Source organism: Leifsonia poae (genome assembly GCF_020009625.1).
GTDB classification, from domain to species: domain Bacteria; phylum Actinomycetota; class Actinomycetes; order Actinomycetales; family Microbacteriaceae; genus Leifsonia; species Leifsonia poae_A.
The window spans coordinates 1,765,008-1,788,141 of sequence record NZ_JAIHLP010000002.1; the positions used below are offsets into that span (position 1 = coordinate 1,765,008).

Here is a 23,134-nt window from a genome sequence, read left to right on the forward strand (position 1 = left end):
GATGTCTCAACGCACGGCTGACGAGGTACGCGAACCGACGCACCCGGGCTCGCCGGTCGGTCTCCCGGCGCTCGACGTCGAACGGGCGCGGCGGGAGACGCCGGGAACGCTCCGGGTGGCGCACCTGAACAATGCCGGCGCGGCACTGCCACCGCTGCCGGTGACCGAAGCCGTGGTAGCGCACCTGCATCGCGAGTCCGAGAGCGGCGGGTATGAGGCCGCAGCGGCCGCCGGCGATCAGATCGCCGGGACGTACACGTCGATCGCCCGGCTCATCGGCGCCCGAATCGAAGAGATCGCCGTGGTGGAGAACGCCACCCGCGCGTGGGACATGGCGTTCTACGCGATGTCGTTCGAACCGGGCGACCGCATCCTGGCCGCCCGCTCCGCCGAATATGCGAGCAACGTCATCGCGCTTCTGCAGGTCGCTGCCCGAACCGGCGCGGTGGTGGAGTTCGTCGACGACGACGAACACGGGCAACTGTCGGTGGCCGACCTGCGCCGTCGCCTCAACGACCCCGCCGGCCCCATCAAGCTCATCGCCATGACGCATGTGCCGACGCACGGCGGGCTGGTCAACCCTGCCGAGCAGGTCGGCGCGCTCGCCCGCGAGGCCGGCGTACCGTTTCTGCTCGACGCCTGTCAGTCGATCGGGCAGCTGCCCATCGACGTGGACCGGATCGGCTGCGACCTGCTCTCGGCCACCGGACGCAAATTCCTGCGAGGACCCCGCGGAACCGGATTCCTCTACGTGCGCGCGTCAATCCTCGACAGGCTCGAGCCGCCGTTCCTCGACCTGCACGCCGCTACCTGGACGGCACCGGACCGGTACGTCATCCGCCCGGACGCGCGCCGATTCGAGTCGTGGGAGACCAACTACGCCACCAAGATCGGCCTGGGGGCCGCCGTCGACTACGCCCTCTCGTGGGGGCTCCCCGCCATCGAGGCCCGCGTCACCGCGCTCGCCGACCGGCTGCGAACACGATTGAACAGCGTGGACGGGGTGCAGGTGCGGGATCGGGGCCTGCGGCGTTGCGGCATCGTCACCTTCACGGTCGACGGGGTGTCCGCCCACGACGTGCAGCGCAGCCTGTCCGGGCGGCGGGTGAACACCAGCGTGTCACTCGTCGAGCACGCCCGCCTGGATCTTCCCGCCCGCGGACTGCCCGACCTGGTCCGCGCATCTGTGCACTACTACAACACCGACGACGAGCTCGATCAGCTCATCGACGCCCTCCCAACTCCGCGACCGATCCGATCGGGAGCAGGCCGGTGAGCGGGCGAATGAGCGGGTCATCAGACCTGGTGCCGTCGTCCAGGATCGGTCAGGTGGCCCTGGTCACCGGCGGTTCGGCCGGGCTGGGCTATGCCATCGCTGCCGCTCTCTCCGGCGCGGGCTGCGACGTCGTCCTTGCGAGCCGTTCGGCCGCGCGCTGCGAACAGGCCGCCGAGCGATTGAGCGCAGAGACCGGGCGCACCGTGCGCGGCATCGGATGCGACGTCACCGACGAGACCGAGGTCGACCGACTGGTGGAATCGGTTCTCGCCTCGCAGGGGCGGCTCGACGTGCTGGTCACCAGCGCGGGCGTGCAGGCCCGCGGCACGATCGACGAGCTCGACCTTTCGACCTTGCGCACCTGTCTCGAGGTGAATGTCATCGGCACCTGGCTGGCATGTCGCGCGGCCGTCCAGCCGATGCGCGAGGCCGGCTACGGGCGCATCCTCACCCTCGCCAGTGCACTCGGCCTCGTGGGGGCGGCGGGCCGGTCCGGATACGCGGCGAGCAAAGGGGCCGTCGTCCAGCTCACCCGGAGCCTGGCGGTCGAACTCGCGGAAACCGGAATCACCGTCAACGCGCTCGCTCCGGGTCCGTTCCGCACCCCGCTCAACGCCGGAGTCGATGACGACCCGCACGTGCAGAATTTCCTGGCGACCGAGATCCCGATGCACCGGTGGGCCGACCCCCGTGAACTGACCGCCGCCGCGCTCCTGCTCACCAGCCCCGACGCCGGCTATCTCACCGGAACCGTCCTCCCGGTCGACGGAGGATGGACGGCGCACTGAACCGCCGTCGCGCGGAGACCGGCCTGAGCCCGTTGTGCACGAGCGCCGGGAAGCGTCCGGCCGGCCGAGGTCGGCGAGGAGCGCGCCGACGATCGATTTCGCGTCGTCATGGTCGCCAGAGAGGGAAGGCCCGGTCCGGGGCGCCGTGGATCTATCCTGAGGGACATGTCGACAGCGCAGGTGGTCGGTTCGAAGGTCTCGGCGTGGGCGCCGATGGCGATTCCCGCTTTCCGCGTGCTCTGGTTCGCCCAGCTCGGAAGCAATATCGGCACCTGGATGCAGACGGTCGGAGCGCAGTGGTATCTGGTCGATGCCGCCGCGGGGGCGACCGTCATCGCCCTCGTGCAGACAGCGAGTCTGGCCCCGGCGATGCTGTTCTCACTGCCGGCCGGCGTGCTGGCCGACTCGTTCGACCGCCGCAAGCTCCTGATCTGGGGAAGCGTGGCGAGTGCTGTCGTCGCCGTCGTCTTGACCGTCATCGCCGCAGCCGACGCACTGACCCCGTTGACCCTGCTCACTCTCACCTTCCTACTGGGGGTCACCTCGGCACTCACCTCGCCCGCGTGGCAGGCCATCCAACCCGAACTGGTGCCCCGCGAGCAGATCGGAGCGTCGTCGGCGCTGGGCGGTGTCACCGTGAACGGCGCACGGGCCGTCGGGCCGGCCCTCGCCGGCCTCGTCCTGTCGGTGTCGGGAGCTCCGGTCGTCTTCGGCATCAACGCACTCAGCTTCATCGCGGCCGCGATCGCGCTCACCTGGTGGAAGAGGCCTCCACAGGCCGACCTCGACGATCGTGAGCAGTTCAACCCCGCCCTCGTGGCCGGCGTCCGCTACGTCGCCTCTGCGGGGCTGATCCGGCGCATCCTGCTGCGGGCCGCCCTGTTCGCTCTGCCGGCCAGCGCGCTGTGGGCACTGCTGCCGGTCGCCGCCGGGCGGCTCGGCGTCGGCTCCGGCGGCTACGGTCTGCTACTCGGCGCACTCGGTGTGGGCGCCGTGGCCGGGATCTTCGTGCTCCCCGTCGCCCGGCGGCACCTCTCCGACAATGTCGTCATCGCCGTCAGCCCGCTCCTGTTCGCCGTCGGAGTAGTCGCGGTGGCGTATCTTCCGTTCGTGCCGGCGCTCCTTCTTCTGGTGCTCTCCGGCGTGGCCTGGATCGGGACGTTGACCGTGCTGAACGCGGCCCTCCAGCTGACGCTCCCCCAGTGGGTGCGCTCGCGCGGAGCATCCGTCTACATCCTGGTGTTCATGGGCACCATGGCGATCGGCTCATTCCTCTGGGGCCTCGCCGCCCAGGTGCTGGGAACGAATACCGCACTGGTCGCCTCTGCGGTTCTGCTGCTCCTCGTCGCCGCGAGCACGCGCATCCTCCCCCTGCTCCACGGCACCGGCACGATCGACCGCTCGATCACACTCACCTGGGCGACACCGACCCTCATCTTCGAACCCAAACCGACCGACGGGCCGGTGCTCGTCACCATCACCTACACGGTGCGGCCAGACGCGATCACTGCGTTCAAGGATGCGATGCGAGCGGTCGAGAAGTCGCGCCGCCGCACCGGCGGCTACCGGTGGCGCCTCTACCGGAGCGGCGATGATCCGGATGTGATGCTGGAGTCGTTCGTCGTCCCTTCCTGGGGCGAGTTCCGGCGCCAGCAGACGCAACGACTCACCGGCGCCGACCGCGAGATCATCGCCGACGCCCTCACCCACGTCGATGGCACCCCGACTGAGCGGCGCTTCTTTCAGACCGAAACACGGTGATGTCCGGCCGCACGCGTGGCGCGCCGAGACGGCCGCGAAGTCGGTGCCGAAGAGTTCGTCCGGGCCGAGTCGGGTGCCGAGATAGCGACTCAGCCCGGCGACACGGGAGGTGCGGGAGCCATCTCACACCAATTGGGCGGGTCGCCTCCGGGTGGTGTCCGGGCGCTCAGCCCTGCGCCGAAGGCAGAGCGTTGAGCGCGCGGATCACTCGATGCAGGGAGCCGACCGAGAACTGGTCCAGATGCAGCACCACGCGGGGCAGGTCGAGCCGATCGTGGTCGGCCCGCTCGGGTGGGAGCGGATCCGTGCGATCGACACCGCCCGAGAGCAGAAGCGATCGGAACTCGTCGGAGAGAGCCGCGAGTTCGGCGTCGGTGGGCGCGTGGCGGAGCCGGAGCACCAACCGTTCCCCCACCCAGCGGAGTGAGTCGTAGTTGCGCCAGAACCCGAGGATCTCCGCCACGGCGGCGTCGACCGAATCGGTGATCAGCACACGGTCGAGGTCACCGGAAGAGATGAAGCCGCCCGTGACGAGCTCATCCGTCACGAAACGCTCGAGCCCGCGCCAGAACGTTCCGCCGGGCTCGTCGAGGAGCACGATCGGCGTCGGCTCCGCTTTGCCGGTCTGCTGCAGCGTCAACAGCTCGAAGGTCTCGTCCAGGGTTCCGAAACCACCTGGCACGCAGACGAACCCGCGCGACTCCTTCATCAGCATGAGCTTGCGGGTGAAGAAGTACTTCATCGACACCAGGTGAGAATCTTCGGCGATCACAAGGTTCGCCTTCTCCTCGAACGGAAGACGGATCGACACACCGATCGACATCTCCCGACCTGCGCCCTCGGCGGCCGCCTGCATGATCCCCGGCCCCGCCCCCGTGACCACCATCCAGCCTGCGGCCGAAAGCGCCGCGGCGACATCGTGCGCTTCGCGATACTGCGGGTCCTCCTCCCGGGTGCGGGCCGAACCGAAGATCGTCACTTTCGGAACGTCGTCGAAGGGTGCGAACAACCGGAAAGCGTCGCGCATCTCGGAGAGTGCAGCGGAGGCGATCTTCAGATCGAGCCGGTCCGTGCCATCGACCCCGAGCTGCACCCCCGTCTGCAGTATCCGCGTGATCAGTGCACGATTGCCTCGGATTCCGGCATCGTCGACCAGCCGGGAGATGTCATCGCGAAGAGCGGAGGGAAACGTTGCGTCGGTCACGATCCCACCTTGCCACGAAGAGGGCTCGCCGTCGCGAGCGGGTTCCGCACGCACGGGGCGCCGAGCGTTTAGCGGTAGATGTCGATGGGGATCGCGGTGCGCGATTCTCGCGCCCACGGTGCGTCGACGGCGTCGACGTCGAGCGCGGCGAGGTCGTTGAGCAGCATCCCGTAGGCGATGAAGGTCTTGACCCGCAGCGGCTCGAGGCCGCTGAGTTCGGCCACCGTCGTCCAGAGGCGGGCGAAGGCGTCTCTGACCTGCTCGCGCACGATCGGATCAGCGCAGGCGGCGAAGGCCTGCTGTTGCAGCAGCAGGGTCGTGCGATCGCGAAGCAGCAGTTTGTATTCCTCGCCCATCATCATGAGAGCCTCGGGCCCGCGCGTCTGCCCGGCCGCGGCGACCATTCCGTCGGTGGTTCGGTCGAAGGCGGCCACGGCGACTTCGCAGAACAGCGCCACCTTGGTGCCGAAGAGGCGGAAGATGTAAGCCTGGCTGATGCCGGCCAAGCGGGCGATGGCCTCCACCGAGGTGCCGTGCAGCCCGCGTTCGGCGAACTCTCGCGCCGCCAGTTCACGAACCTGGTCGCGGCGCTCCGCTGCGGAGGATCGAGGCGATGTCATAGGTTCATACTATCTTGTGAGTAGTTACTCACTACTCACAAATGGAGAGAAGCAATGATGAAGAATCGCGAAACCACCCTCGTCGATCAGTGGACGGATATGTGGAACCTCATCCTCCCCGCGACCCAGGTCGTCGCCGCCGACGCCCGCGTGTACTTCGGGCGCCAACCCGCCACCGCACGCGCAACCGTCACCACAAGCGCGGCCGAACTGCAGAGCGTTGTGGAAGAGATCCAGACCGCGATACCAGGAATCCGCTACGGACACCGCAGCGCACCGACGCTGAGCGCCGACTCGGATCAGGCGTCCGGACTGATCACATTGCTCTGGGAGGTCGCCGCACCCGGCGTCTCGGCCCGCAGCGGCATCGACCTGCTGAGGTACCGCGATGACCGCATCACCGAAGTCTGGTCGATCACCGGCGACCTCGAGCTCCCACCGCTCGACTGAACCACGCTCGAATCTCGGGATACCCTCGAAGACCCCCGAACACGACGAGAACCGGGTGGTCCGAGTTCTCGTCGCGGCCGGCGAGGGCCGCTCGGCGGGCGGTCGGTCAGCGCCCGGCGCCCTCGGTCGGATACTCCACGTAGGCGAACGCCGAACCGTCGGGCGCCCAGCTGTTCACGTTGATCGTTCCCTGACCGCCGTTGAACTCGGCGACGGTTCGAGCGTTCGGCCAGTCGCCACCGTCGACGAGCATCAGCCGAACGGGCCGGTCGGCCGGGTGCCCCTCGGTTCCTTCGGGGAAGCTCAGGTATACCGCGCTGTCATGCGTCGGGGCGAGGTGGGGAAACCAGTTGACCCGTTCGTCGAAGGTGAGCTGTTCGAGCCCGGTGCCGTCTGGCCGGATCCTGGCGATCTGCGCCCGACCTCTCTCGAACTGCTCGGTGTTGAAGTAGATCCACCGACCAGTGGTGTCGTACTCGCATCCGTCTGCCGGACCGGGGTGCGTGGTGACCGCTCGGTCGCCGGTGCCGTCGACCGCGACCGTGTGGATGGTGGCCCGTGCGTACCAGTCGTCCCCGTCCGGCTCGAGTCGCACATACGCGAGAGTCGATCCGTCCGGCGAGACGCCGTGCAGAAAGTGCAGCGGACCCTGCTCACGAGTGATCCGGCGTGCCGTGCCACCAGCGAGTGAGGCCTCGTAGAGATGGAAGTCGTTCGCCGAGACGAAAATCGTGCCGTCATCGGTGGGCGAGAGAACGTGGTCGTTGTTCAGCTCGGGGACACCGTCGATGATGATCGGGTCGGGAGGGGCCGAGCCGTCCGCGGGCAGCGACCAGAGTCGGCCGCGGCCGTTCACGATCAGCCGACCGTCGCGCGTCCAATTGGGTGCCTCGAAGAGCGTCTCAGTGGTCTCAAAGACGGTCCGCCCTGCACCGCGCGCACAATCGAAGACCACGATCCGGCAGGTCTGCCCGGGCAGAAGCTCTCGATACGCCGTGGAGGTGTCGACCGTCGCCGTGCCTTCCGCCGTGCCTTCCGCCGCCGCATCTCCCGTCATCGCTCGCCGCCGAACGGGACGAAGTCGAACTCCTGAAAGGCGGCGACTTCAGGAATCCAGCGCGTGCCCACGAACGCGCGGTGGTCGGGATGCGCGTCGTAGGCGGCGTAGGCCGCCTCATCGGAGAAGTCCATGGAGAACTGCCAGCGGTATTCGCTCTGCGTTCCGATCTGACGGGCGATGCGGAAGGCAGACACCCCGGGAACACTCGGCAGCACCTCCGCCGCGGCCGAGAGGAAGTCGCGTTCGGCTTCGCTGTCGGCCGTGTGGACAAGCGCGAAGCAGACGGTGTGCTGAATCATGGGAGCCTTTCGTCGTCGAGGAGTGAGCGACAGCTCCGCCAGCTTAGCTCGTGCCAACTCAATCTTGGCGGAGTGGTCGTGGCGCTGTACACCGATGATTCAGCACGAACTAATAGCTCGTGCTATCCCGCCGAAACCGTACAACGACTCAAGGAGGAGCCGAAACCATTCCTGGCAGAAAAAGAACCACCCGCCACGACGAACCCGCCTCGATCATCGGCGGCGTGCTCGTCTTCTTCCTCGGCCTCATCGGCTTGGCCGCGTCGACGGATGTGCTCGGCCTCACCCTGTCGTGGCTCGTGGTTCAGATCGCGTCGAACGCCGTGACCGCCGCCCTCATCGCGAGCTTCGCCGACAATGTGCCGCAGGTGCTGCGCGGCCGCGCCTCCAGCGTGATCGCCCTCGCCCAGAATCTGACCATCCTCGCCCTGCTCGGTGCGCTCGTGATCATTCCGATCAAGCGCGTGCGCTGAGCGTCGGATGGCGGGCGCAAGTCGTTCCCCTGTCGTGGCGGATGCGATAATCGCGAGCATGGAGACAGGAGGAACGGCCTCGCATCCGTCCGCCCCGGGCGGTGTCCGCCGGCCGACGATGACGGATGTCGCCGAACGGGCCGGCGTCTCGCGGCAACTCGTCTCCATGGTGATGCGCGGCCTGCCCGGGCCGAGCGAGAGCTCCCGTCGGCTGATCTTCGACGCCGCGGCCGAGCTCGACTTCCGCCCGAACGCCTCCGCCCGGCTGTTGCGCCAGAAGCGCACCCGCCTGATCGGCGTGATGATCGCGTCCTCCAACGTCTTCGAACTGCGCGTGGTCGAGCGGCTCCTCGAGCGCGCGGCTGATCTCGGTTTCGGTGTCGTCCTCGGCCCCATGACCGAGCGGCGCTCGACGGAGGTGGTGCTGTCGCAGCTGATCGAGCAGCGGGTCGAAGCGCTCGCCTGCTTCAATCCGGATGCCGACTCGCTCACCTTGAACCGGGCGCTCGACACGATGCCCGTCGTCTGGCTCGGCGAACGGTCGGATGACGCCCGCGCGGACGTCGTGAGAACAGACGACGACGCCGGGCTCCAGCTCGTCGTCGACCATCTCATCGGACTCGGCCATCGTGAGATCGCGTACGCCGGTGGGGTCGGAGGCCGCGTCGGACCGGACCGCGCTGAGACCTACCGCCGCGCCATGACCGCGAGAGGGCTCGCCGATTTCATCGATGTCCTCGACGTCGGATTCGGCGAGGCCGACGGCGCCGCCGCGGCCGAGGAACTGCTCTCGCGCCCGCAACTTCCGACGGCCGTGATCGGGTCCAGCGACCACTGCGCCGCCGGCCTCCGGGCGGTCTTCGCCCTCGAAGGAATCGACGTGCCGGGCACGGTCTCCGTCACCGGCTACGACGACAGCGATATCGCCGAGCTTCCGTACAACTCGCTCACCGCGGTCAGACAGGATGTGGATCTCACGGTCGACGCCGTCCTCGCGGCGATCACACGGCGGCTCGACGACCCGGAGCTCCCGCCGAAGGAGGTCCCGACCCTGGCGACCCTCGTCGTGCGCGGGTCGACCGGGACGGCACGACCCGCCTGAGGATCCGGCTACGACTCCAGGTGGAGCTGCAACGCTTCGACGACCAGATCGTGCTCGACATAGTCGTTGACGCCCGACGCCACCATGACGCCCACCTGAGTCGCCCCGATGCGGATCGGAACCGCTCCGCCGTTGTAGGCGTAGAGCAGCGGGTCGACACCCATCGCCGCGCTCGATGCGGTGACCCCGTAACTCTCGAGCCGCTTCGCCATGAGAAGCGAGCTGACATCGTAGCGTCGGACGACGGCGACCTTGCGGTTCATCCACCCGTCATTGTCGGCGGTCGTGCCGGCGAGGGCGGCCTGGAAGACCAATTGCTGGCCGATCCAGACCGAGGTCGAGATGGTGAGACCGCGCGCTCGCGCGAGACCGATCAGTGAGGTTCCGACCTCCCAGGCGTCTTCATGGTCGAAACGCGAGAAGCGCAGGCGCTCATCCTGCTCGCCCAGGGTCGCCAGCATGTCGACCGCATCCCGGATCATGCTCCGACCACGCTTCCGGCCACGCCGGTGACGCCGAGTCGCCGGCGGGCCTCGTCGATGGTGCCGATGATCGAGATCGTCTCGTCGAGGGTGTGGAGCGGCGACTCGGTGCGCCCCTCGCCGACGTACGAGGCGAGCGCGGTGGCCTCATAGCCGAGCCCTTCGTGCAGCGTGGCGAAGGTCGTGTCCGTCCAGGTCTCCGTCTCTTCCGTGCCGATCGATCCCGCTGCGATGGTGACGCCCGACGGTCCGAAGAACGGACTGTGGACATCCACGCGGCCGCGGGAACCGATGACGGTGGCCCGGACCGGCATCGACGAGACCATCGAGGTGGCGACGAGAGCCGTGGCCCCCGATGCGCTTCCGAGGAGGAGAGAGGCGCGCGCATCCACCCCGGTGACCGTCAGGGCGCCGTCGACCTCCAAGCGTGTCGGCGCACCGAGCACCGACGAGACGAACGACAAAGGGTACACGCCGGCGTCGAGCAATGCGCCGCCGCCGAGCTCGGGATTCCACATGCGGTTGTCGGCATCGAATGGGGCCGCGAAGCCGAAGTCGGCGGTCACCAGATGGATGTCGCCGAGCGTTCCGGCGTCGAGAACCTGGCGAAGGATGTCCGACTGCGGAAGGTAGCGCGTCCACATCGCCTCCATCGCGAAGACACCCGCACGGCGGGAGGCCTCAGCGATGTCGCGCGCCTCCCGGGCGTCGAGAGCGAACGGCTTCTCGACCAGCACGTGTTTGCCCGCGGCGATGGCGGCGAGGGCGACCTCACGGTGAGACGTGTGCGGAGTGGCGATGTAGACGACGTCGATGTCAGGGGAGCCGACGAGCGCCTCGACGGATTCCGAGATCCGCGCGATTCCGTGCTCGGCGGCGAACGCCGCCGCCTTGGCGCCGTCACGCGCCGTCGCGGTGACCATCCGCTGGTCGGTGTGAGCGTGGAGCGCGTCGGTGAAGGCGCCGGCGATCCACCCGGAGCCGACGACCCCCCAGCGCAGGGGCGGCGCGTCCGTGCGCGCGATGAGGCGGGGGACGGGGAGGAGTGTCATCGTCGAATCCTTGCGTTGTCGGTCGTGAGGCGTGCCTCAGGGAAATTTAGCACGAGCTAAGCGCTCGGCGCGCCACAACGTACCAGGGATGTTCTCGGGCCGTCTCCGATGCGGTGGCCACGTTCCACCCGCTCGGCGAAGCCACCGCCGACGCAATTGCCGGGCCTCCGTTCAGGGTCGGGCCGCGATGACCTCGGCGAGCGCCCCCACCGCGCGGTACCCGGATGCCACCGCCCCGGACAGCGACTGCGCGAGGCCTGTGTGCTCCCCTGCGATCGCGACACGTCCGGACGCGCGGGTGAAGGCTTCCGCGTCTTCGATGCGCCAGTCCAGCGATGGCGCGCTGTATGCGCCGCGCGTCCACGGATCGTCCGCCCAGGTCGATAGCAGCACCTCGCCATCGATCTCCATATCGGGCCGCAACTCGCGAAGTGCGTGCACCCACGCATCGGGCCCCTCCGTCACGCTGAGCGCATCGAGCGCGGCTGGTCCTCCCGCAAAGCAGGACAAAGCTGGGATCCGGGTCACCCCGTCTGCAGAGAGCGACTGCCACGACCACCAGGTGTGGTCGGAGCTCTGCACGGCGTTGTCGTCGTCCATGCGCGCCAGGGGCACCGCGAGCTTCGCCGCCACGCCCATGAAGCGATGATCAAGCGCCCGTTGCTGCGCCGGGTCGAGGGGGAAGCCGAGTTCGAGGGCACGAAGGAGGGGCAGCGGCACGGCCAGCACGACGGCATCCGCGCGCATCCGTGAGCCGTCCGCGAGGACGACCTGCACGCCGGCCGGCGACTGGTCGACGCCGGTGACGGGGTGCTCGAGCCTGATGCGACCCTCCAGCCGGCGCGCGATCTCCAGCGTCAGCGATTGGTTGCCTGCCACCAGGCGTCCACCATCTTCGATGTACCCGCCCACGGTCGACGACTCGTGGCCGAGCACAGCCGCGGCGCTCACCCGCGCGGGATCGGCCGCGGCGGAGGTGATCGTTCGGCGGTAGACCGCATCGTCGATATAGCCTGGCCCGAGCGCCTCGGCGAAGACAGCCTCCAACGACACCCCCACCATGCCGTCGGCGCTCATCGACGCGAGCGTGTCCGTGACGGTTCGGGATGTCGCGGCGAGTTCGGCGAACGTGATGGTGCTGCCGCGCAGCGTGCGCCGCCCGTAGCGCACATTGTGCGTGAGAATCGGCACCCCCACCTCGGCTGCGAGGCGGCGAATCGGGAACTCCGTCGGGAAGATGTACTCGCCGCCGCGCTCGACGACCGTGCCGTTGTCCAGTCGCTGAGACCAGGTGCGACCGCCGACACGGTCGCGCGCTTCGAGGACCCGAACGGTGTGACCCGTCTTGTGCAGCTCCCACGCGGCCGTCAGACCGGCCAGCCCAGCGCCGACGACGATCACATCCATCGTTGTGCGACCTCCCGCACCGCATCGGCCACCTGCCGGCACGACCAGCGGAACAGTTCGGGTTCTATCGTCAGGGCGGGCTGCATCCGGTACAGCGACTTCGAGGGCTCACTGATGGCGAACACCCCGCGCCGCATCGCGCCCAGGTGAACGGCGTGCTGGAACTCGGGCGCGGGCTCCACGCTGTCCCGCCCGCTCACGAACTCCAGGCACGCCCAGGCACCGATGGCTCGGGCGTCGCCCACCTCGTCTACCTCGCTCACGAGCGGAAGGAATTCTTCGAGCGCGATGCGCTCCAGCTCGTGAGTGTTCGCCAGCACGGATCCGTCTGCCAGCAGGTCGAGACCGGCGATTGCTCCGGCGCACGCCGCAGGCTCCCAGGCATACGTGCCGCCCAGGTGGGACGACGAATCAGCCATCATCTCCTCGGTGCCCATGACGCCGGCGATGGCCTGGCCGCCGCCGGTGACCCCTTTGCCGACCAGCAGCAGATCCGGCTCGAGCCCCCAGCGTTCGGCGGAGAAGACGGTTCCGCAGCGACCGATGCCCGTCTGCACCTCGTCGAGCAGGAGCTTCCAGCCATGACGTCGGCACAGGCTGGTGAGCCGGTCCCAGAACGCCTGCGAGGGTGCGAGGATGCCGGCCTCCCCGGCCACCGGCTCGATCAGCACGCCGGCGATCTGCCCGGGCTCAACCTGATAGCGCAGCACCCAGTCCTCGAGATAGTCGAGGCAGAGTGTGTCGTCGTATGGGCCGGGGCCCTGGTGGAATGGGGCTCGGAACGACTGCGGATACGGGATGAGCACGACGCCGGGCACATACTGCGCGATGCCGCTGGTGTTTCCGGGCAGGTCGGTCGAGACCGATGCCGTCAGGTAGGTCGATTCGCCATGGTATTGACCGAGGAAGCTCAGGATGATGGGTCGCCCCGTCGCCTCCCTGGCGAGTTTCACGGCGCCCTCGACGGCCTCCGTGCCGGTGACCGTCGGCGCGACACGGGTGATCCCGGCGGGGGCGAGCGCCACGAGACGTTCGGCGAGTGTGACGACGGGCTCGCTGGAGAGGTACTGCGAGATCTCCATCCCGTAGCGATCCCACGCGTCGTTCATCGTCTGACGCACGTGCGGAGGCTGGGCGCCGTAGGGGGCGGCTCCCCATGCCGAGACATGGTCGGCGAAGACGTTCCCATCGACATCCTCCAGCAGATGGCCGCGCTTCGCGCCCAGCACGAACGGAACGTTCTCAGCGTCGCGCAGCGGACCCTGCAGGACCGCATCTTTGCGATCGAGCAGCTCCGCGCTGCGCGGGCCGGGCAGAGCAGTGTCGACGTGGGGCCATTCGGTGATCGTAGAAGGCATGGACCCACATTGAACCGTCATTCAACGCTTGTCAAGGGCCGTACATCCTGAGCCGATCAGGTGCCGATCAGGTGCCGAGCAGCCGGTCGCGCAGATCGAACGCGAGATCGAGCGCGTACTCGGGGGTGACCGTCGAATCGGCGAGCTGGATCTGGATCGAAAGCCCGTCCAACAGCGCCGTGATCATCCGGGCGGCATGCTCGGCATCGATGCCGGCGCGGAACTCGCCGGCATCCTGCCCTTGCTGGATGATGCCGGCCACGGTCGCGAACCAGCGGCCGTCGAGCTCGGTGCGGCTGCGAGCGGCCTCGGCGTCGTGTGCGGCGCGAATCCATATCTCGAACCAGAGCGCCCAGCCCTGTGGGAGGTTGACCGACGGTTCGGGTGAACAGCAGATCGTGATGAGCTCGGCGAGGCGCCCAGCCGCATCGGGGATGTCGCGCAGCCGCGCCGAGACCAGATCGTAGAAGCGGTCCTCAGTGTAGGTCAGCGCCTCGGTGAGCAGATGCTCACGCGTGCCGAAGTAGTGCACGAGGAGCGGTGCGCTCACCCCGAGATGTCGAGCGACGTCTGACAGCCGCGTGTTCGCGAAGCTGCGCTCCGCGATCATCTGGGCCGCAGCCTCGAGAAACTGCGCCCGCCGCCCTGGACTCAGTCCTTCCTCGCCCATGATCGCCCTCCGTCGGGGAACACCACGATGGCGCGGTATTCCGGATCACCCCAGCGCGCGACCCGGTCGACGGTCGCCGGAGGCAAAGGCAGCGCGAAGGTGTCTGCCCACGTCTCGCCGTTCTCGGCATCCACCCACGGATCGGACACGACCAGCTCCTCGCCCACGATGTCGTATGCGAGGATCCAGTGCGGTGAAGGGTCGTTGATGAGTGCGGTGAGATCGATGAGGATGCCGACATAGTTTCCAGCGCGCACCAGGTCTGCGATCTCGGCGATGTCGACCCACCGATGTTCGATAGGGATTCCCAGCAGATCGGCATGGCGACGCTCATCGGCCTGCAGGTCTTCACGAAGCCGCAACTCGCCCGGACGATCCGCGAAGTCTTCGAGGAGCACCGGTGCGTCCGTGCTCAGGATCACTCGAGGGGTGCGCGCCGGATCGCTGTGGGCGCGCATCGCCGCAACCGCCAGCCCGATCGGGTCGCACGCGGGCAGGTTCGTCGCCTGGCGCCAGAAGTCGATCTCTGTTGCGTGATTGTCCGCACCATCGGCGGTGAATGATCCCGTTCCGGTGGCGTGCAGCGCGCCCAGCGCGGTGACGGCGCCACAGGTCACCTCGGTGGTCTGTCCGTAGTACGGGACGGACCGCACGGGGCGGGATTCCGGCCACCACGACCAGACGTCCACCGCGGCGGGATCGTCGGGGCGGGTGCTGGGGACGGAGGGCACGGGTGGCGGTTCGTGCACGAACCCGGCGGCGAGGAGGTGATCCTGCCGCGCGGGCGTCAGGAACGATGCCGCGGCGAGGTCCTCGATGAGCAGCAGAGCGGGTCGCGGCGCCGCATTCGTCGCGCCGGCGCCGTCTGATGTGTCGGCGGCGCGCGATACCTCAACCTGCAGCTCCAGGATGAGCTCGGCGAACGCCTCGTCGGAGTCGGCGACGACGTCGACGACCTTCCGATATGCAGCCCACGGTCGGCTCATCGTCAGCGCCGCCGCGCGCGCCGGGCCGTCGTCGACGCGCACACTCAGCGTGCCTGGGCGCCAGTACTCGGGAACGGACCGCCACACGGCCTCGCGCACTGAGCGATCCGCGAGTTCGTCGGGCAAATGCGCACCCGGCGCCCAATTCGTGGTCATGTGATCATCCTGTCATCTCGGTGGGTGTCGACCCCGCGATGCTGTCGCGCTGTGCGGCGGCGAGCAGCAGCTGGGTGTACGGGTGATGCGGTGCCGAGAGCACCTGCTCGGTCGTCCCTCGCTCCACTACTTCGCCCTCGCGTAAGACGACCACTCGATTCGCGATTCGCGCAACGACTCCGAGGTCGTGGGTGATGAACAGGATCGCGAGATCGAGGCGCTCGCGCAGCCCCTCGAGCAGCGCGAGGATCTGCGCCTGAACCGATACGTCGAGGGCGGACACGCTCTCGTCGCAGATGAGGAGTTTCGGTTCAGGCGCGAGTGCGCGCGCGATCGAAACCCGCTGTCGCTGCCCTCCGGAGAGTTGGGCGGGTCGCCGGTCTCGCAATGCGGGGTCGAGCCCCACGAGGGTGAGGAGCTCGTCGACGCGGTTCGCGCCCTTCCCGGCGGCCCGAAGCGCTTCCGCGAGCGCAGAGCCGACCGTGAACGAGGGATTCAGCGTCGAGTACGGATCTTGGAAGACGACCTGAACCTGGCCGGGCGTTCGGCCTTTGCGCCCGGACGGAAGCCTCAGCCCTTCCAGCTCGACGGTGCCATCATCCGGACGTTCCAGCCCCGCGATGCACCGCGCGAGGGTGGACTTGCCAGAGCCGGACTCACCGACGACCGCAACGACTTCGCCGGCGGAGACATCGACGGAGGCCGATCGCAGCGCGTGGTTCGCGCCGAATCGCTTGGAGATGTTCGAAACGACCAACACCGGCCTCGGGGCGCCCGTGAGCGGTGCGACGGGGTCGGCGAGGGCCGGGTTGGAGTCGATGAGGGCCTGGGTGTACGCGTTCGCCGGCGCTGTGAGCACGCGTTCCGCGGTACCGCGCTCGACGACCTCGCCGTGGCGCATCACGATCACGTCATCGGCGCGCCCGCGCACGACCCCCAGGTTGTGGCTGATCAGGATCAGGCTCATCCGGTGCGAACGCTGGAGCTCGTGCAGCAGGTCGAGGATCTCCCCCTGCGTACTGGCATCCAGCGCCGTCGTCGGCTCATCGGCGATGAGCAGGCGCGGCGCCGCCGCCAGAGCCGCCGCGATCGCGACGCGCTGACGCATCCCGCCGGAGAGTTCGAACGGGTATTGCGAGGCGACTCGGGAGGGAAGGTGCACCTCATCGAGCCGGCGCATCATCTCGTCGCGCAGCGCGCCGCGAGGGTGCTTGGTGCCGCGTTCCGCGCCGGCTCTCACGGATTGCAGGGTCCACTGGATCTGATCGCCGCACCGGTAGAGCGGGCTCAGGCTGGTGAACGGATCCTGCAGGAGCAGAACCGCGCGCCGACCGCGCACACGAGACCAGACGCTCGTGCTGGTTCCCGAGAGGTCGTACGGATAGTCGTCGATCGTCGCCGTGCCCTGCGCGGTCACCCCGCGCGGCAGCAGCCCGGTGATCGCACGGGCGGTCATCGACTTGCCCGAGCCGGACTCGCCGATGATAGCCGTCATGCTCCCTGCCGGGACGGCCAGATCGAGCGGGTGGACGATGGTGCCGTTCGGCCCCTGAACGCTCAGGCCCGACACCGTGAGTCCGGATACCGCAGCGGGAGTCTCGCTCATTGCAGCCCCCGCTCACGCAGGGCGTCGTCCAGGCCGTCGCCGACGACGTTCACTGCCATGGCGACGAACACGATCAACAGCGCTGGGACAACGAGCATCGCCGGATTCTCGGTCATGATGCTCTGCCCATCCGAGATCTGCCGCCCCCAGTCCGGCGTTCCCGGAGCGACACCGATGCCGAGGAAAGACAGTGAAGAGAGCGTGACGAGCGCGATCGCGATGTTCAGCAGGAAGTTCGTGACGATCAGGGGCCACACGTTCGGCACGATGTGCCGGTACATGATGGTGAAGCGCGACAGAGAGAGCATCTGTGCTGCCTCGACGTACGGCCGCGGCGCCTGTTCGGTCACCCCGGCACGAACGATGCGGATGTCGGAGGGGCAGAACAGGAAGATCAGAAGAACGACCGTCACCCAATATCCGGCCCCGAAGATCCCGGCGACGACCAGCGCCACGAGCATCACGGGCAGGGACAGCAGGATGTCGACGATGCGTCCGATGATCGTGTCGGCGGTGCCACGCAGGTATCCGGCCAGCGTGCCGAACACGATGGCCAGCACCATCGATCCTGCGGCGATGACGACGGGACCGATCGTCGCAGAGCCCGTCCCCGCGAGAGTGAACAGCAGCACGTCGCGGCCGAGCGAGTCGGTTCCCAGCGGGTGGCCGATCGTTCCGGGCGGGAGTGTCGTGTCGAGGATGTGCTGGGTGGTGGCCGCCGATTGCAGAAGCGGTGAAACGATGGCCGCGATGGCGATGACGACCAGGAAGCCGGCCGAGACCATGACCGTCCAGCTGCGGTGCTTCGCCGGGCGGGCGCGCCAGCGCCCGCGTCGCACGGACGCTGGGCGCTTCGCCGACCCGCCGGTGCCGTGCGGCCCATCCGATTCGGTTCCACCGAGAGCGACCGGCGTGATCGGGCTGCTCATCGGGTCAGCTCCCTCGCGCGAACCCGCGGATCGAAGACCAGGTAGCTGAGGTCGACGACGATGGTCACGATTGCGATGGCCGCGGCGATCACGAGGGTGAGGGCCTGCACAGTGGGGAGATCTTTGAACAGCACAGACTCCTCCAAGAGCTGTCCGATCCCCGGCAACGAGAAGACCGTCTCCACGATGATCGTGCCGCCGATGATGAAGGTCAGGATGAGACCCGCGCTGGTGACGATCGGAATGAGCGCGCCGCGCAGAGCGATCCGCTGCACGACGCGTCGATGCAGCCCTCGTGCACGAGCGAAGGTGATCGCATCGCTGTCGAGCTCGCGGATCACGGCGGCGCGTGTCATCCGCATGAGAATCGCACCGATCCCCGCGGCCAGCACGATGGACGGCAGCATCAGATGCCAGAGCTGGTCCCAGAATCCACTGCCCGACCCGTACGCCGGAAAGATCGGCAACAGCATCGCGAAAAGGTAGATCCCGAGAATCGCCAGCGCGAAGGTCGGGGCCGACAGTCCGGTCAGGGTGAGTGCGCTCGCGACCCGATCGACGGCGCTACCGCGATGCCACGCACTCAGGATGCCGAGCGGCACCGAGGAGGCGACGGCGATGACGAAGGAGACGACGATCAGGATGATGGTCACGCTGCTGCGGTCGGCGAGCACCTGGGTGACGGGCTGCTGCAGCCGAATGGAGGTGCCGAGATCACCGTGCAGCACCCCGCCCAGCCAGCGGAAGTACTGCACGAAGAACGGATCGTCCAGGTGGTATTGCGCCCGGATGGCGGCGATGGCCCCCGGCGTGCTCGGCCTGTTGCCGAGCAGGTTCTTGACCAGATCGCCGGGCGCGAGATACATGAGCGCGAAGGTGAGGAACGAGATCACCAGCAGGATCACCACGATGCCGAGCAGGCGCAGCGCTATGGTCCTGCCCAGACGCAGCGACTGGCTGGTTCTCGTGTCGGTCATTTTGCCTTGGCTGCAAAGAGATCGGGGCCCCATGTCGTCAGGAACGAGTATGGACTGTAGCCCTTCATCCCGATCGTGTTGCTGAAATAGGTGAGCGACTTGCCCCACCAGATCGGCACGTTCACGACCTGCTCAGCGTTGATGTCTTCGAGCTTGAGAAGGGACGCGATCCGCGCCTTCGGGTCCTTCTCTGCAGCGGAGGAGGTGAGGAGATCATTGGCGGTCGTGTCGGTGAAGTTGTTCGGGTTGTCCGGGCCGAGGAGGTAGCCGTTGATCTCGGAGGGGTCGGCCGTCGTGGAGAAATACCACATGAAGCCAAGGCCGTGTTTGCCGTCGCCGATCGTCGCCAACCACTGCTCGATCGGCACCTCGGAGACGGAGACTTTGATGCCGATGGTCTTGAGGTTCTCGGCGATCGCCTGAGCGGCCAGGCCGATCTGCGGTCCGGTGTTCGGATAGGTCAGGTCGACGCTGAAGCCCTGCGGTACCGACGACTCGGCGAGCGCGGCTTTCGCCTTCTTCATGTCGAACGTGCGCTGCGGAACCTCGGCGAGCAGTTTCTGCGCCTGCGCGGCAGTGTATGAGGGCGCAAGCGACTCCGGGGTCATGATCGCCGTTGCCGGCCGTCCGAGCCCACGCAGCAGATTCTTGACGATGACGTCCCGATCGATGCTGTACGCGATGGCCTCGCGAACATGGATGTCGTTGAAGGGCTTCACATGCTGGTCGAAGATGAGGCCGACGTAAGAGAGGTCGTTGACCGCTTCGATACGCGAGTTCTTGATTCCCTGCCACTGCGTGAGCTGGGTGATCGGCACGTTGAAGCCGATATCGATGTTGCTCTTCTGCGCCGCGACGAGACGCGTGTTGTCATCCGTGATGAAGTCGATCACGATCTTCTTCACCTTGGGCACACCGCCCCACCAGGTATCGACCCGCTCGAGCGTCACGTGCGAGTCGGGAACGAACTCGGTGACCTTGTACGGTCCCGTGCCGAGAATCAGCGACTGGCTGGTGCCCACCTTTCCGTCGTGCTCCTGCCAGAACTTCTTCTGGGTGACGGCGATGGCGCCGGCGATCGACATGTTCACCAGGAATCCGGCATCCGGATGTTTCGTCGTGACCGTGACCTCATCGGCGCCGGTGACCGCCACCGAAGCCATGTTCTGCAGGTAGTAATACGTTCCCGGTGACGCGGTCGGATCGGCCGCCTCCTTGATGCTGAAGGCGACATCCTCTGCGGTGAGGGGGTCGCCGTTCTGAAACTTCGCGTCCGTGCGAAGCGTGAACACGTAGGTTGTGTCGTTCGGTGTGGTCCAGCTCTTGGCCAGCGCCGGCAGCATCTTTCCGGCGGCGTCGCGGGTGACGAGACCCTCCTGCACCGTGGAGATGACGTTGTAGTTGAGGATGCCGTCTTCAACGCCCGGATACAGGCTCGAAAGAGATCCCGGCAGACCGATCGTGACCTGGTTGACCTCAGCGCCGGTGTTCTCGAGCGTGACCTTCGGACCGTCGACGTTCGCCTCCGTCGTGCGCGGCGCTGCGGTGCACGCAGCGATTCCGAGCGTCATCACGATGCCCACGACCAACGCGCCGATTCGGCGTCTCGCCGGGCGCCCAGCGCCTGCTGATGAACTCATCACGATGCTCCTTCGCACGAACGGTCTTCGCACGTTATCGCACTGGCGTTGAATTGTCATTAGATGATTTTGAATTGCCGTTCAACCGTGTCGAGCCCCGTCTCGCACGGCGCGATCGACCTCGTCTCTGTACACCCGCCGTCGGCCGCAGCCCTTCGCGTCACACACACAGGAGACGACCGGCACCCTCAGAGTTAGAGTGGTTGCCCTGGCATCGCGCGGCGAGGGAAGGGAGCCACATGACGGATGAGTCGACGTGGCCGGCGCTCCCGGTGGCCTCCTGGACTCCGACCCGGGAGACGCTCCATATGTGGACGCAGATCATCGGGAAGATCACGATGGCTCTGGCATCGCCGATCAACCACTGGTGGCACGTGACGTTCCGGGTCGGTGCGCGCGGACTCACGACGGGTGGGATCCCTGTCGGCCCACGCATGTTGGAGATCGCGTTCGACTTCGTCGACCACATCCTGGTGGTGCGAACCAGCGACGGGGGAATGGTTTCGCTCCCCCTCCCCGGCCTCTCGGTCGCGGAATTCTATGCAGATGTCTTCGCGGCGCTCCGCCGGCTCGGCGTCGAGGTCGCCATTCAGCCGACTCCGAATGAAGTCGAGATCGCCATCCCGTTCGCGGAAGACACCGTGCACCGCACATATGTCGCGGAGCACGCGAACGCGTTCTGGCGGCAGCTGATCCAGGCCGATCGCATCCTCGCGCGGTTCCGTTCCGGCTTCCTCGGCAAGGCCAGTCCCGTGCACTTCTTCTGGGGCTCACTGGATCTCGCGGTCACTCGGTTCTCCGGGCGCACCGCCCCACCGCACCCCGGCGGCGCACCGAACTGCCCCGTGAGGGTGATGAGGGAGGCCTACTCCCACGAGCTCAGCAGTGCCGGATTCTGGCCGGGCGGTGGCACCGAGGGCGCGTTCTACTCCTACGCCTACCCCGCTCCGAACGGTTACGCCGACGCGGACCTGCCCGAGGGCGCCTCGTTCAGCACTGAGTACGGCGAGTTCCTACTGCCGTACGAGACGGCCAGAATGTCGACCGACCCAGACGGCACCGTGCTGGCGTTCCTCGATGCGACCTACCACGCAGCCGCCAGCCTCGGCGAGTGGCCGCCTGGCATGGAGTTCCCCGATCACGAGTAAGGAGTGCACGATGACCGAAGACATCGACACCAGCGTCCCGCCGAGCGGAGCCGGCTGCCTCGACTGCGACAACGCCGGCGGGTGGTGGGTGCATCTGCGCCGCTGCGCCGAGTGCGGCAATGTCGGCTGTTGCGACGACTCCCTCTCCCGCCACGCGCGTGCCCATGCGACCGCGACGGGTCACCGCTACATTCAGAGCTTCGAACCCGGTGAGGACTGGTTCTGGGACTACCGCACCGACCAGTACGCGGAGGGACCGCAGCTCGCTCCGCCGACGAGTCACCCGGAGGAGCAGAGCGTTCCCGGCCCGGCGGCTCGGCTCCCGCGCGACTGGCAGGCCATCCTTGCGTCCCGCTGAGGGGAGGATCCCCGTGCGCCCCTACATGGACAAGGCAATGCGCGAGGCGTGGGGCGCCGCGCGGGAATTGTCGTCCGTCGTCTCCGAAGCCGCGCTCCGTGCAGGCCTGACCCCACAGGAGGCGGAGCTCATCAAAGTGCGTGCGTCCCAGCAGAACGCGTGCGCCTTTTGCCTCGACCTGCACTCCCGGGAGGCGCGCAAGGTCGGAGTGCCCCAGCAGAAGCTCGACATGCTGCCCGCGTGGCGCGACGCTCAGCTTTACAGCGAACGGGAGGAGGCGGCGCTCGCGATCGCCGAAGCGGCCACTCGACTGCCGTTGACGGAGGATTCCCGCGCCGATCTCGTCGCCGCGCAGACCGTGCTGGGTGATTCCGCATACATCGCCGCAGAGTGGATCGCTGTGACGATCAACACGTTCAACCGCGTCTCGATCCTCAGCGGACACCCAGTGCAAGCGCGCGACGCCGACGGGAGGCTGCTTCCATAACGTCAGCGATTTCCGCTTCGCTGCTGGCGCCGCGCGGACCGCACGAGGAGTGCTGCGGCATCGACCGGTTGAAACCGCCCTCCCTACCAGCGCTGTGCGGTGGCGCCTATGATTCGGGGGCGATCGGTGGGCGCAGGAGCTGGATCAGTCCATCGATGTAACCGCGGAATTCGGCAGCGATATCGATGTCCGGGTCGAGCAGCCATTGCGTCTGAAGCCCGTCCATGACGGCCACTATCTGACGTCCGATTCGAACCGGGTCCGTATCCCGTCGGAACTCACCGGCGTCGATTCCACCCCGCACGCTGTTCGCCATCGTGTTGCACAGCGTGCGATAGCGTTCGCGCGCCCACTCGGCAGCTGGATGGTCGATTGTCACAGATTCGCCGACCATGACCATGAACAGTCGGGCGAGATCGGGGGCAGCGGAGTTGAGCTCCATGAGGCGGAGATTGTATTCAAGGTCTGCAACCCCGACCGGTGAGCCCGCTTCCTCCCAACGCCGGTTTGACTGATCGTCGCGGCTGCGAAGGATCTCGATGAGAAGTTCGTCCTTCGACGGGAAGTGGTGACGCAGGCCGGTCTCGGAGATCTCCGCGCGCTCGGCGATTCGGGTCATCGCGGCACCCCGATACCCAAACTCGGCGAACTCACGGAGCGCAACCCCGAGGATACGGTCGCGGCTGCGCCTTCCAGACTCGTAGGTGCCAGATGCCGGTCGCCGTGCGGCGGGGTTTTTGGGCATGTCGGAAGTATAGGCTCCGACGGGAAAACAACAGATTGGTAACAAACAGTGACTGGTCACTGTTTTCACCCTACGTTGGTCTCATTCACGAAGGAGAGAT

24 protein-coding genes are annotated in these 23,134 nt (G+C 67.4%); 9 read left to right on the forward strand and 15 right to left on the reverse strand.

What is annotated here, in order from left to right:
* Position 1: 1 nt before the first annotated feature.
* The 3 genes from K5L49_RS09040 to K5L49_RS09050 all read left to right on the forward strand — a co-directional run bounded on the left by K5L49_RS09040 (position 2) and on the right by K5L49_RS09050 (position 3,825).
* Positions 2-1,276 carry an aminotransferase class V-fold PLP-dependent enzyme gene (locus K5L49_RS09040; RefSeq protein WP_223692099.1) on the forward strand — a complete coding sequence of 425 codons (1,275 nt, stop codon included), beginning with the start codon at positions 2-4 and terminating at the stop codon, positions 1,274-1,276.
* 8 nt (positions 1,277-1,284) lie between these two features.
* Entirely contained in the window at positions 1,285-2,064 is a 780-nt protein-coding gene (locus tag K5L49_RS09045) for an SDR family NAD(P)-dependent oxidoreductase (protein ID WP_223692106.1), read from the forward strand.
* 165 nt (positions 2,065-2,229) lie between these two features.
* The gene (locus tag K5L49_RS09050) at positions 2,230-3,825 is read left to right on the forward strand and encodes an MFS transporter (RefSeq protein WP_223692108.1); all 1,596 of its coding nucleotides are present in this window, start codon (positions 2,230-2,232) and stop codon (positions 3,823-3,825) included.
* Positions 3,826-3,991: 166 nt separating this feature from the next.
* On the opposite strand, the gene K5L49_RS09055 is transcribed toward K5L49_RS09050, so the two are convergent.
* Together K5L49_RS09055 and K5L49_RS09060 are read right to left on the reverse strand one after the other, a co-directional pair.
* Positions 3,992-5,032 (reverse strand): LOG family protein, encoded by a 1,041-nt coding sequence (locus K5L49_RS09055; RefSeq protein WP_223695276.1) that lies wholly within the window; start codon positions 5,030-5,032, stop codon positions 3,992-3,994.
* A gap of 65 nt (positions 5,033-5,097) precedes the next feature.
* The gene (locus K5L49_RS09060; RefSeq protein ID WP_223692110.1) at positions 5,098-5,649 is read right to left on the reverse strand and encodes a TetR/AcrR family transcriptional regulator; all 552 of its coding nucleotides are present in this window, start codon (positions 5,647-5,649) and stop codon (positions 5,098-5,100) included.
* Between the two features lie 57 nt (positions 5,650-5,706).
* Here K5L49_RS09060 and K5L49_RS09065 point away from each other — a divergent pair, with 57 nt between their 5' ends.
* A complete protein-coding gene (locus tag K5L49_RS09065) occupies positions 5,707-6,099 on the forward strand; it encodes a hypothetical protein (protein ID WP_223692111.1) in 393 nt (130 codons plus the stop codon).
* Positions 6,100-6,205: 106 nt separating this feature from the next.
* Here K5L49_RS09065 and K5L49_RS09070 read toward each other — a convergent pair whose 3' ends face one another.
* Both K5L49_RS09070 and K5L49_RS09075 read right to left on the reverse strand, forming a co-directional pair.
* A complete protein-coding gene (locus tag K5L49_RS09070) occupies positions 6,206-7,156 on the reverse strand; it encodes a TolB family protein (protein WP_223692113.1) in 951 nt (316 codons plus the stop codon).
* On the reverse strand, positions 7,153-7,458 hold the full coding sequence (locus K5L49_RS09075; RefSeq protein WP_223692115.1) for a Dabb family protein: 306 nt from the start codon (positions 7,456-7,458) through the stop codon (positions 7,153-7,155). Before K5L49_RS09075 ends, K5L49_RS09070 begins: the two co-directional genes overlap by 4 nt.
* A 224-nt stretch (positions 7,459-7,682) precedes the next feature.
* Here K5L49_RS09075 and K5L49_RS09080 point away from each other — a divergent pair, with 224 nt between their 5' ends.
* Positions 7,683-7,931 (forward strand): hypothetical protein, encoded by a 249-nt coding sequence (locus K5L49_RS09080; protein WP_223692117.1) that lies wholly within the window; start codon positions 7,683-7,685, stop codon positions 7,929-7,931.
* A 58-nt stretch (positions 7,932-7,989) separates the two neighbouring features.
* Positions 7,990-9,033 carry a LacI family DNA-binding transcriptional regulator gene (locus K5L49_RS09085; protein WP_223692118.1) on the forward strand — a complete coding sequence of 348 codons (1,044 nt, stop codon included), beginning with the start codon at positions 7,990-7,992 and terminating at the stop codon, positions 9,031-9,033.
* Between the two features lie 8 nt (positions 9,034-9,041).
* On the opposite strand, the gene K5L49_RS09090 is transcribed toward K5L49_RS09085, so the two are convergent.
* The 10 genes from K5L49_RS09090 to K5L49_RS09135 all read right to left on the reverse strand — a co-directional run bounded on the left by K5L49_RS09090 (position 9,042) and on the right by K5L49_RS09135 (position 20,296).
* Positions 9,042-9,515, reverse strand: coding sequence for a heme-degrading domain-containing protein (locus K5L49_RS09090; protein ID WP_223692119.1), 474 nt, complete (start codon positions 9,513-9,515; stop codon positions 9,042-9,044).
* Positions 9,512-10,567, reverse strand: coding sequence for a Gfo/Idh/MocA family protein (locus K5L49_RS09095; protein WP_223692121.1), 1,056 nt, complete (start codon positions 10,565-10,567; stop codon positions 9,512-9,514). Before K5L49_RS09095 ends, K5L49_RS09090 begins: the two co-directional genes overlap by 4 nt.
* Positions 10,568-10,738: 171 nt before the next feature.
* Positions 10,739-11,974, reverse strand: coding sequence for a flavin monoamine oxidase family protein (locus K5L49_RS09100; protein WP_223692122.1), 1,236 nt, complete (start codon positions 11,972-11,974; stop codon positions 10,739-10,741).
* Positions 11,965-13,332, reverse strand: coding sequence for an aspartate aminotransferase family protein (locus tag K5L49_RS09105; RefSeq protein ID WP_223692129.1), 1,368 nt, complete (start codon positions 13,330-13,332; stop codon positions 11,965-11,967). The genes K5L49_RS09100 and K5L49_RS09105 overlap by 10 nt, the downstream gene beginning before the upstream one ends.
* A gap of 67 nt (positions 13,333-13,399) precedes the next feature.
* A complete protein-coding gene (locus tag K5L49_RS09110) occupies positions 13,400-14,002 on the reverse strand; it encodes a TetR/AcrR family transcriptional regulator (RefSeq protein ID WP_223692135.1) in 603 nt (200 codons plus the stop codon).
* On the reverse strand, positions 13,984-15,144 hold the full coding sequence (locus K5L49_RS09115) for a peptidase C39 family protein (protein WP_223692137.1): 1,161 nt from the start codon (positions 15,142-15,144) through the stop codon (positions 13,984-13,986). Before K5L49_RS09115 ends, K5L49_RS09110 begins: the two co-directional genes overlap by 19 nt.
* Before the next feature lie 4 nt (positions 15,145-15,148).
* Positions 15,149-16,750 carry an ABC transporter ATP-binding protein gene (locus K5L49_RS09120; protein ID WP_223692138.1) on the reverse strand — a complete coding sequence of 534 codons (1,602 nt, stop codon included), beginning with the start codon at positions 16,748-16,750 and terminating at the stop codon, positions 15,149-15,151.
* The gene (locus K5L49_RS09125) at positions 16,747-17,679 is read right to left on the reverse strand and encodes an ABC transporter permease (RefSeq protein WP_223692140.1); all 933 of its coding nucleotides are present in this window, start codon (positions 17,677-17,679) and stop codon (positions 16,747-16,749) included. The genes K5L49_RS09120 and K5L49_RS09125 overlap by 4 nt, the downstream gene beginning before the upstream one ends.
* Positions 17,676-18,656, reverse strand: coding sequence for an ABC transporter permease (locus tag K5L49_RS09130; protein ID WP_223692142.1), 981 nt, complete (start codon positions 18,654-18,656; stop codon positions 17,676-17,678). Before K5L49_RS09130 ends, K5L49_RS09125 begins: the two co-directional genes overlap by 4 nt.
* Positions 18,653-20,296: an ABC transporter substrate-binding protein gene (locus K5L49_RS09135; protein ID WP_223692144.1), complete on the reverse strand. Its 1,644-nt coding sequence runs from the start codon at positions 20,294-20,296 to the stop codon at positions 18,653-18,655. The genes K5L49_RS09130 and K5L49_RS09135 overlap by 4 nt, the downstream gene beginning before the upstream one ends.
* Positions 20,297-20,535: 239 nt before the next feature.
* Here K5L49_RS09135 and K5L49_RS09140 point away from each other — a divergent pair, with 239 nt between their 5' ends.
* From K5L49_RS09140 to K5L49_RS09150, 3 genes are read left to right on the forward strand one after another with little or no spacing between them, the layout of a single operon-like run.
* Positions 20,536-21,444, forward strand: a complete 909-nt coding sequence (locus K5L49_RS09140) for a DUF5996 family protein (RefSeq protein ID WP_223692146.1) — start codon at positions 20,536-20,538, stop codon at positions 21,442-21,444.
* A gap of 10 nt (positions 21,445-21,454) precedes the next feature.
* The gene (locus K5L49_RS09145) at positions 21,455-21,802 is read left to right on the forward strand and encodes a UBP-type zinc finger domain-containing protein (RefSeq protein ID WP_223692148.1); all 348 of its coding nucleotides are present in this window, start codon (positions 21,455-21,457) and stop codon (positions 21,800-21,802) included.
* Between the two features lie 13 nt (positions 21,803-21,815).
* Positions 21,816-22,289: a carboxymuconolactone decarboxylase family protein gene (locus tag K5L49_RS09150; protein ID WP_223692149.1), complete on the forward strand. Its 474-nt coding sequence runs from the start codon at positions 21,816-21,818 to the stop codon at positions 22,287-22,289.
* Between the two features lie 106 nt (positions 22,290-22,395).
* Here the strand turns inward: K5L49_RS09150 and K5L49_RS09155 are convergent, their stop codons facing one another.
* Positions 22,396-23,103, reverse strand: coding sequence for a TetR/AcrR family transcriptional regulator (locus K5L49_RS09155; RefSeq protein WP_223692151.1), 708 nt, complete (start codon positions 23,101-23,103; stop codon positions 22,396-22,398).
* Positions 23,104-23,134 lie beyond the last annotated feature (31 nt).

What these genes read in the sequence shown, in the direction of transcription:
- K5L49_RS09050 (WP_223692108.1), top strand. Translation starts at nt 2,230, where the DNA reads ATGTCGACAGCGCAGGTGGTCGGTTCGAAGGTCTCGGCGTGGGCGCCG.
- K5L49_RS09085 (WP_223692118.1), top strand. Translation starts at nt 7,990, where the DNA reads ATGGAGACAGGAGGAACGGCCTCGCATCCGTCCGCCCCGGGCGGTGTC.
- K5L49_RS09090 (WP_223692119.1), bottom strand. Translation starts at nt 9,515, where the DNA reads ATGATCCGGGATGCGGTCGACATGCTGGCGACCCTGGGCGAGCAGGAT.
- K5L49_RS09045 (WP_223692106.1), top strand. Translation starts at nt 1,285, where the DNA reads ATGAGCGGGTCATCAGACCTGGTGCCGTCGTCCAGGATCGGTCAGGTG.
- K5L49_RS09100 (WP_223692122.1), bottom strand. Translation starts at nt 11,974, where the DNA reads ATGGATGTGATCGTCGTCGGCGCTGGGCTGGCCGGTCTGACGGCCGCG.
- K5L49_RS09115 (WP_223692137.1), bottom strand. Translation starts at nt 15,144, where the DNA reads ATGACCACGAATTGGGCGCCGGGTGCGCATTTGCCCGACGAACTCGCG.
- K5L49_RS09095 (WP_223692121.1), bottom strand. Translation starts at nt 10,567, where the DNA reads ATGACACTCCTCCCCGTCCCCCGCCTCATCGCGCGCACGGACGCGCCG.
- K5L49_RS09130 (WP_223692142.1), bottom strand. Translation starts at nt 18,656, where the DNA reads ATGACCGACACGAGAACCAGCCAGTCGCTGCGTCTGGGCAGGACCATA.
- K5L49_RS09060 (WP_223692110.1), bottom strand. Translation starts at nt 5,649, where the DNA reads ATGACATCGCCTCGATCCTCCGCAGCGGAGCGCCGCGACCAGGTTCGT.
- K5L49_RS09110 (WP_223692135.1), bottom strand. Translation starts at nt 14,002, where the DNA reads ATGGGCGAGGAAGGACTGAGTCCAGGGCGGCGGGCGCAGTTTCTCGAG.
- K5L49_RS09140 (WP_223692146.1), top strand. Translation starts at nt 20,536, where the DNA reads ATGACGGATGAGTCGACGTGGCCGGCGCTCCCGGTGGCCTCCTGGACT.
- K5L49_RS09040 (WP_223692099.1), top strand. Translation starts at nt 2, where the DNA reads ATGTCTCAACGCACGGCTGACGAGGTACGCGAACCGACGCACCCGGGC.
- K5L49_RS09075 (WP_223692115.1), bottom strand. Translation starts at nt 7,458, where the DNA reads ATGATTCAGCACACCGTCTGCTTCGCGCTTGTCCACACGGCCGACAGC.
- K5L49_RS09070 (WP_223692113.1), bottom strand. Translation starts at nt 7,156, where the DNA reads ATGACGGGAGATGCGGCGGCGGAAGGCACGGCGGAAGGCACGGCGACG.
- K5L49_RS09125 (WP_223692140.1), bottom strand. Translation starts at nt 17,679, where the DNA reads ATGAGCAGCCCGATCACGCCGGTCGCTCTCGGTGGAACCGAATCGGAT.
- K5L49_RS09065 (WP_223692111.1), top strand. Translation starts at nt 5,707, where the DNA reads ATGAAGAATCGCGAAACCACCCTCGTCGATCAGTGGACGGATATGTGG.
- K5L49_RS09135 (WP_223692144.1), bottom strand. Translation starts at nt 20,296, where the DNA reads ATGAGTTCATCAGCAGGCGCTGGGCGCCCGGCGAGACGCCGAATCGGC.
- K5L49_RS09105 (WP_223692129.1), bottom strand. Translation starts at nt 13,332, where the DNA reads ATGCCTTCTACGATCACCGAATGGCCCCACGTCGACACTGCTCTGCCC.
- K5L49_RS09145 (WP_223692148.1), top strand. Translation starts at nt 21,455, where the DNA reads ATGACCGAAGACATCGACACCAGCGTCCCGCCGAGCGGAGCCGGCTGC.
- K5L49_RS09120 (WP_223692138.1), bottom strand. Translation starts at nt 16,750, where the DNA reads ATGAGCGAGACTCCCGCTGCGGTATCCGGACTCACGGTGTCGGGCCTG.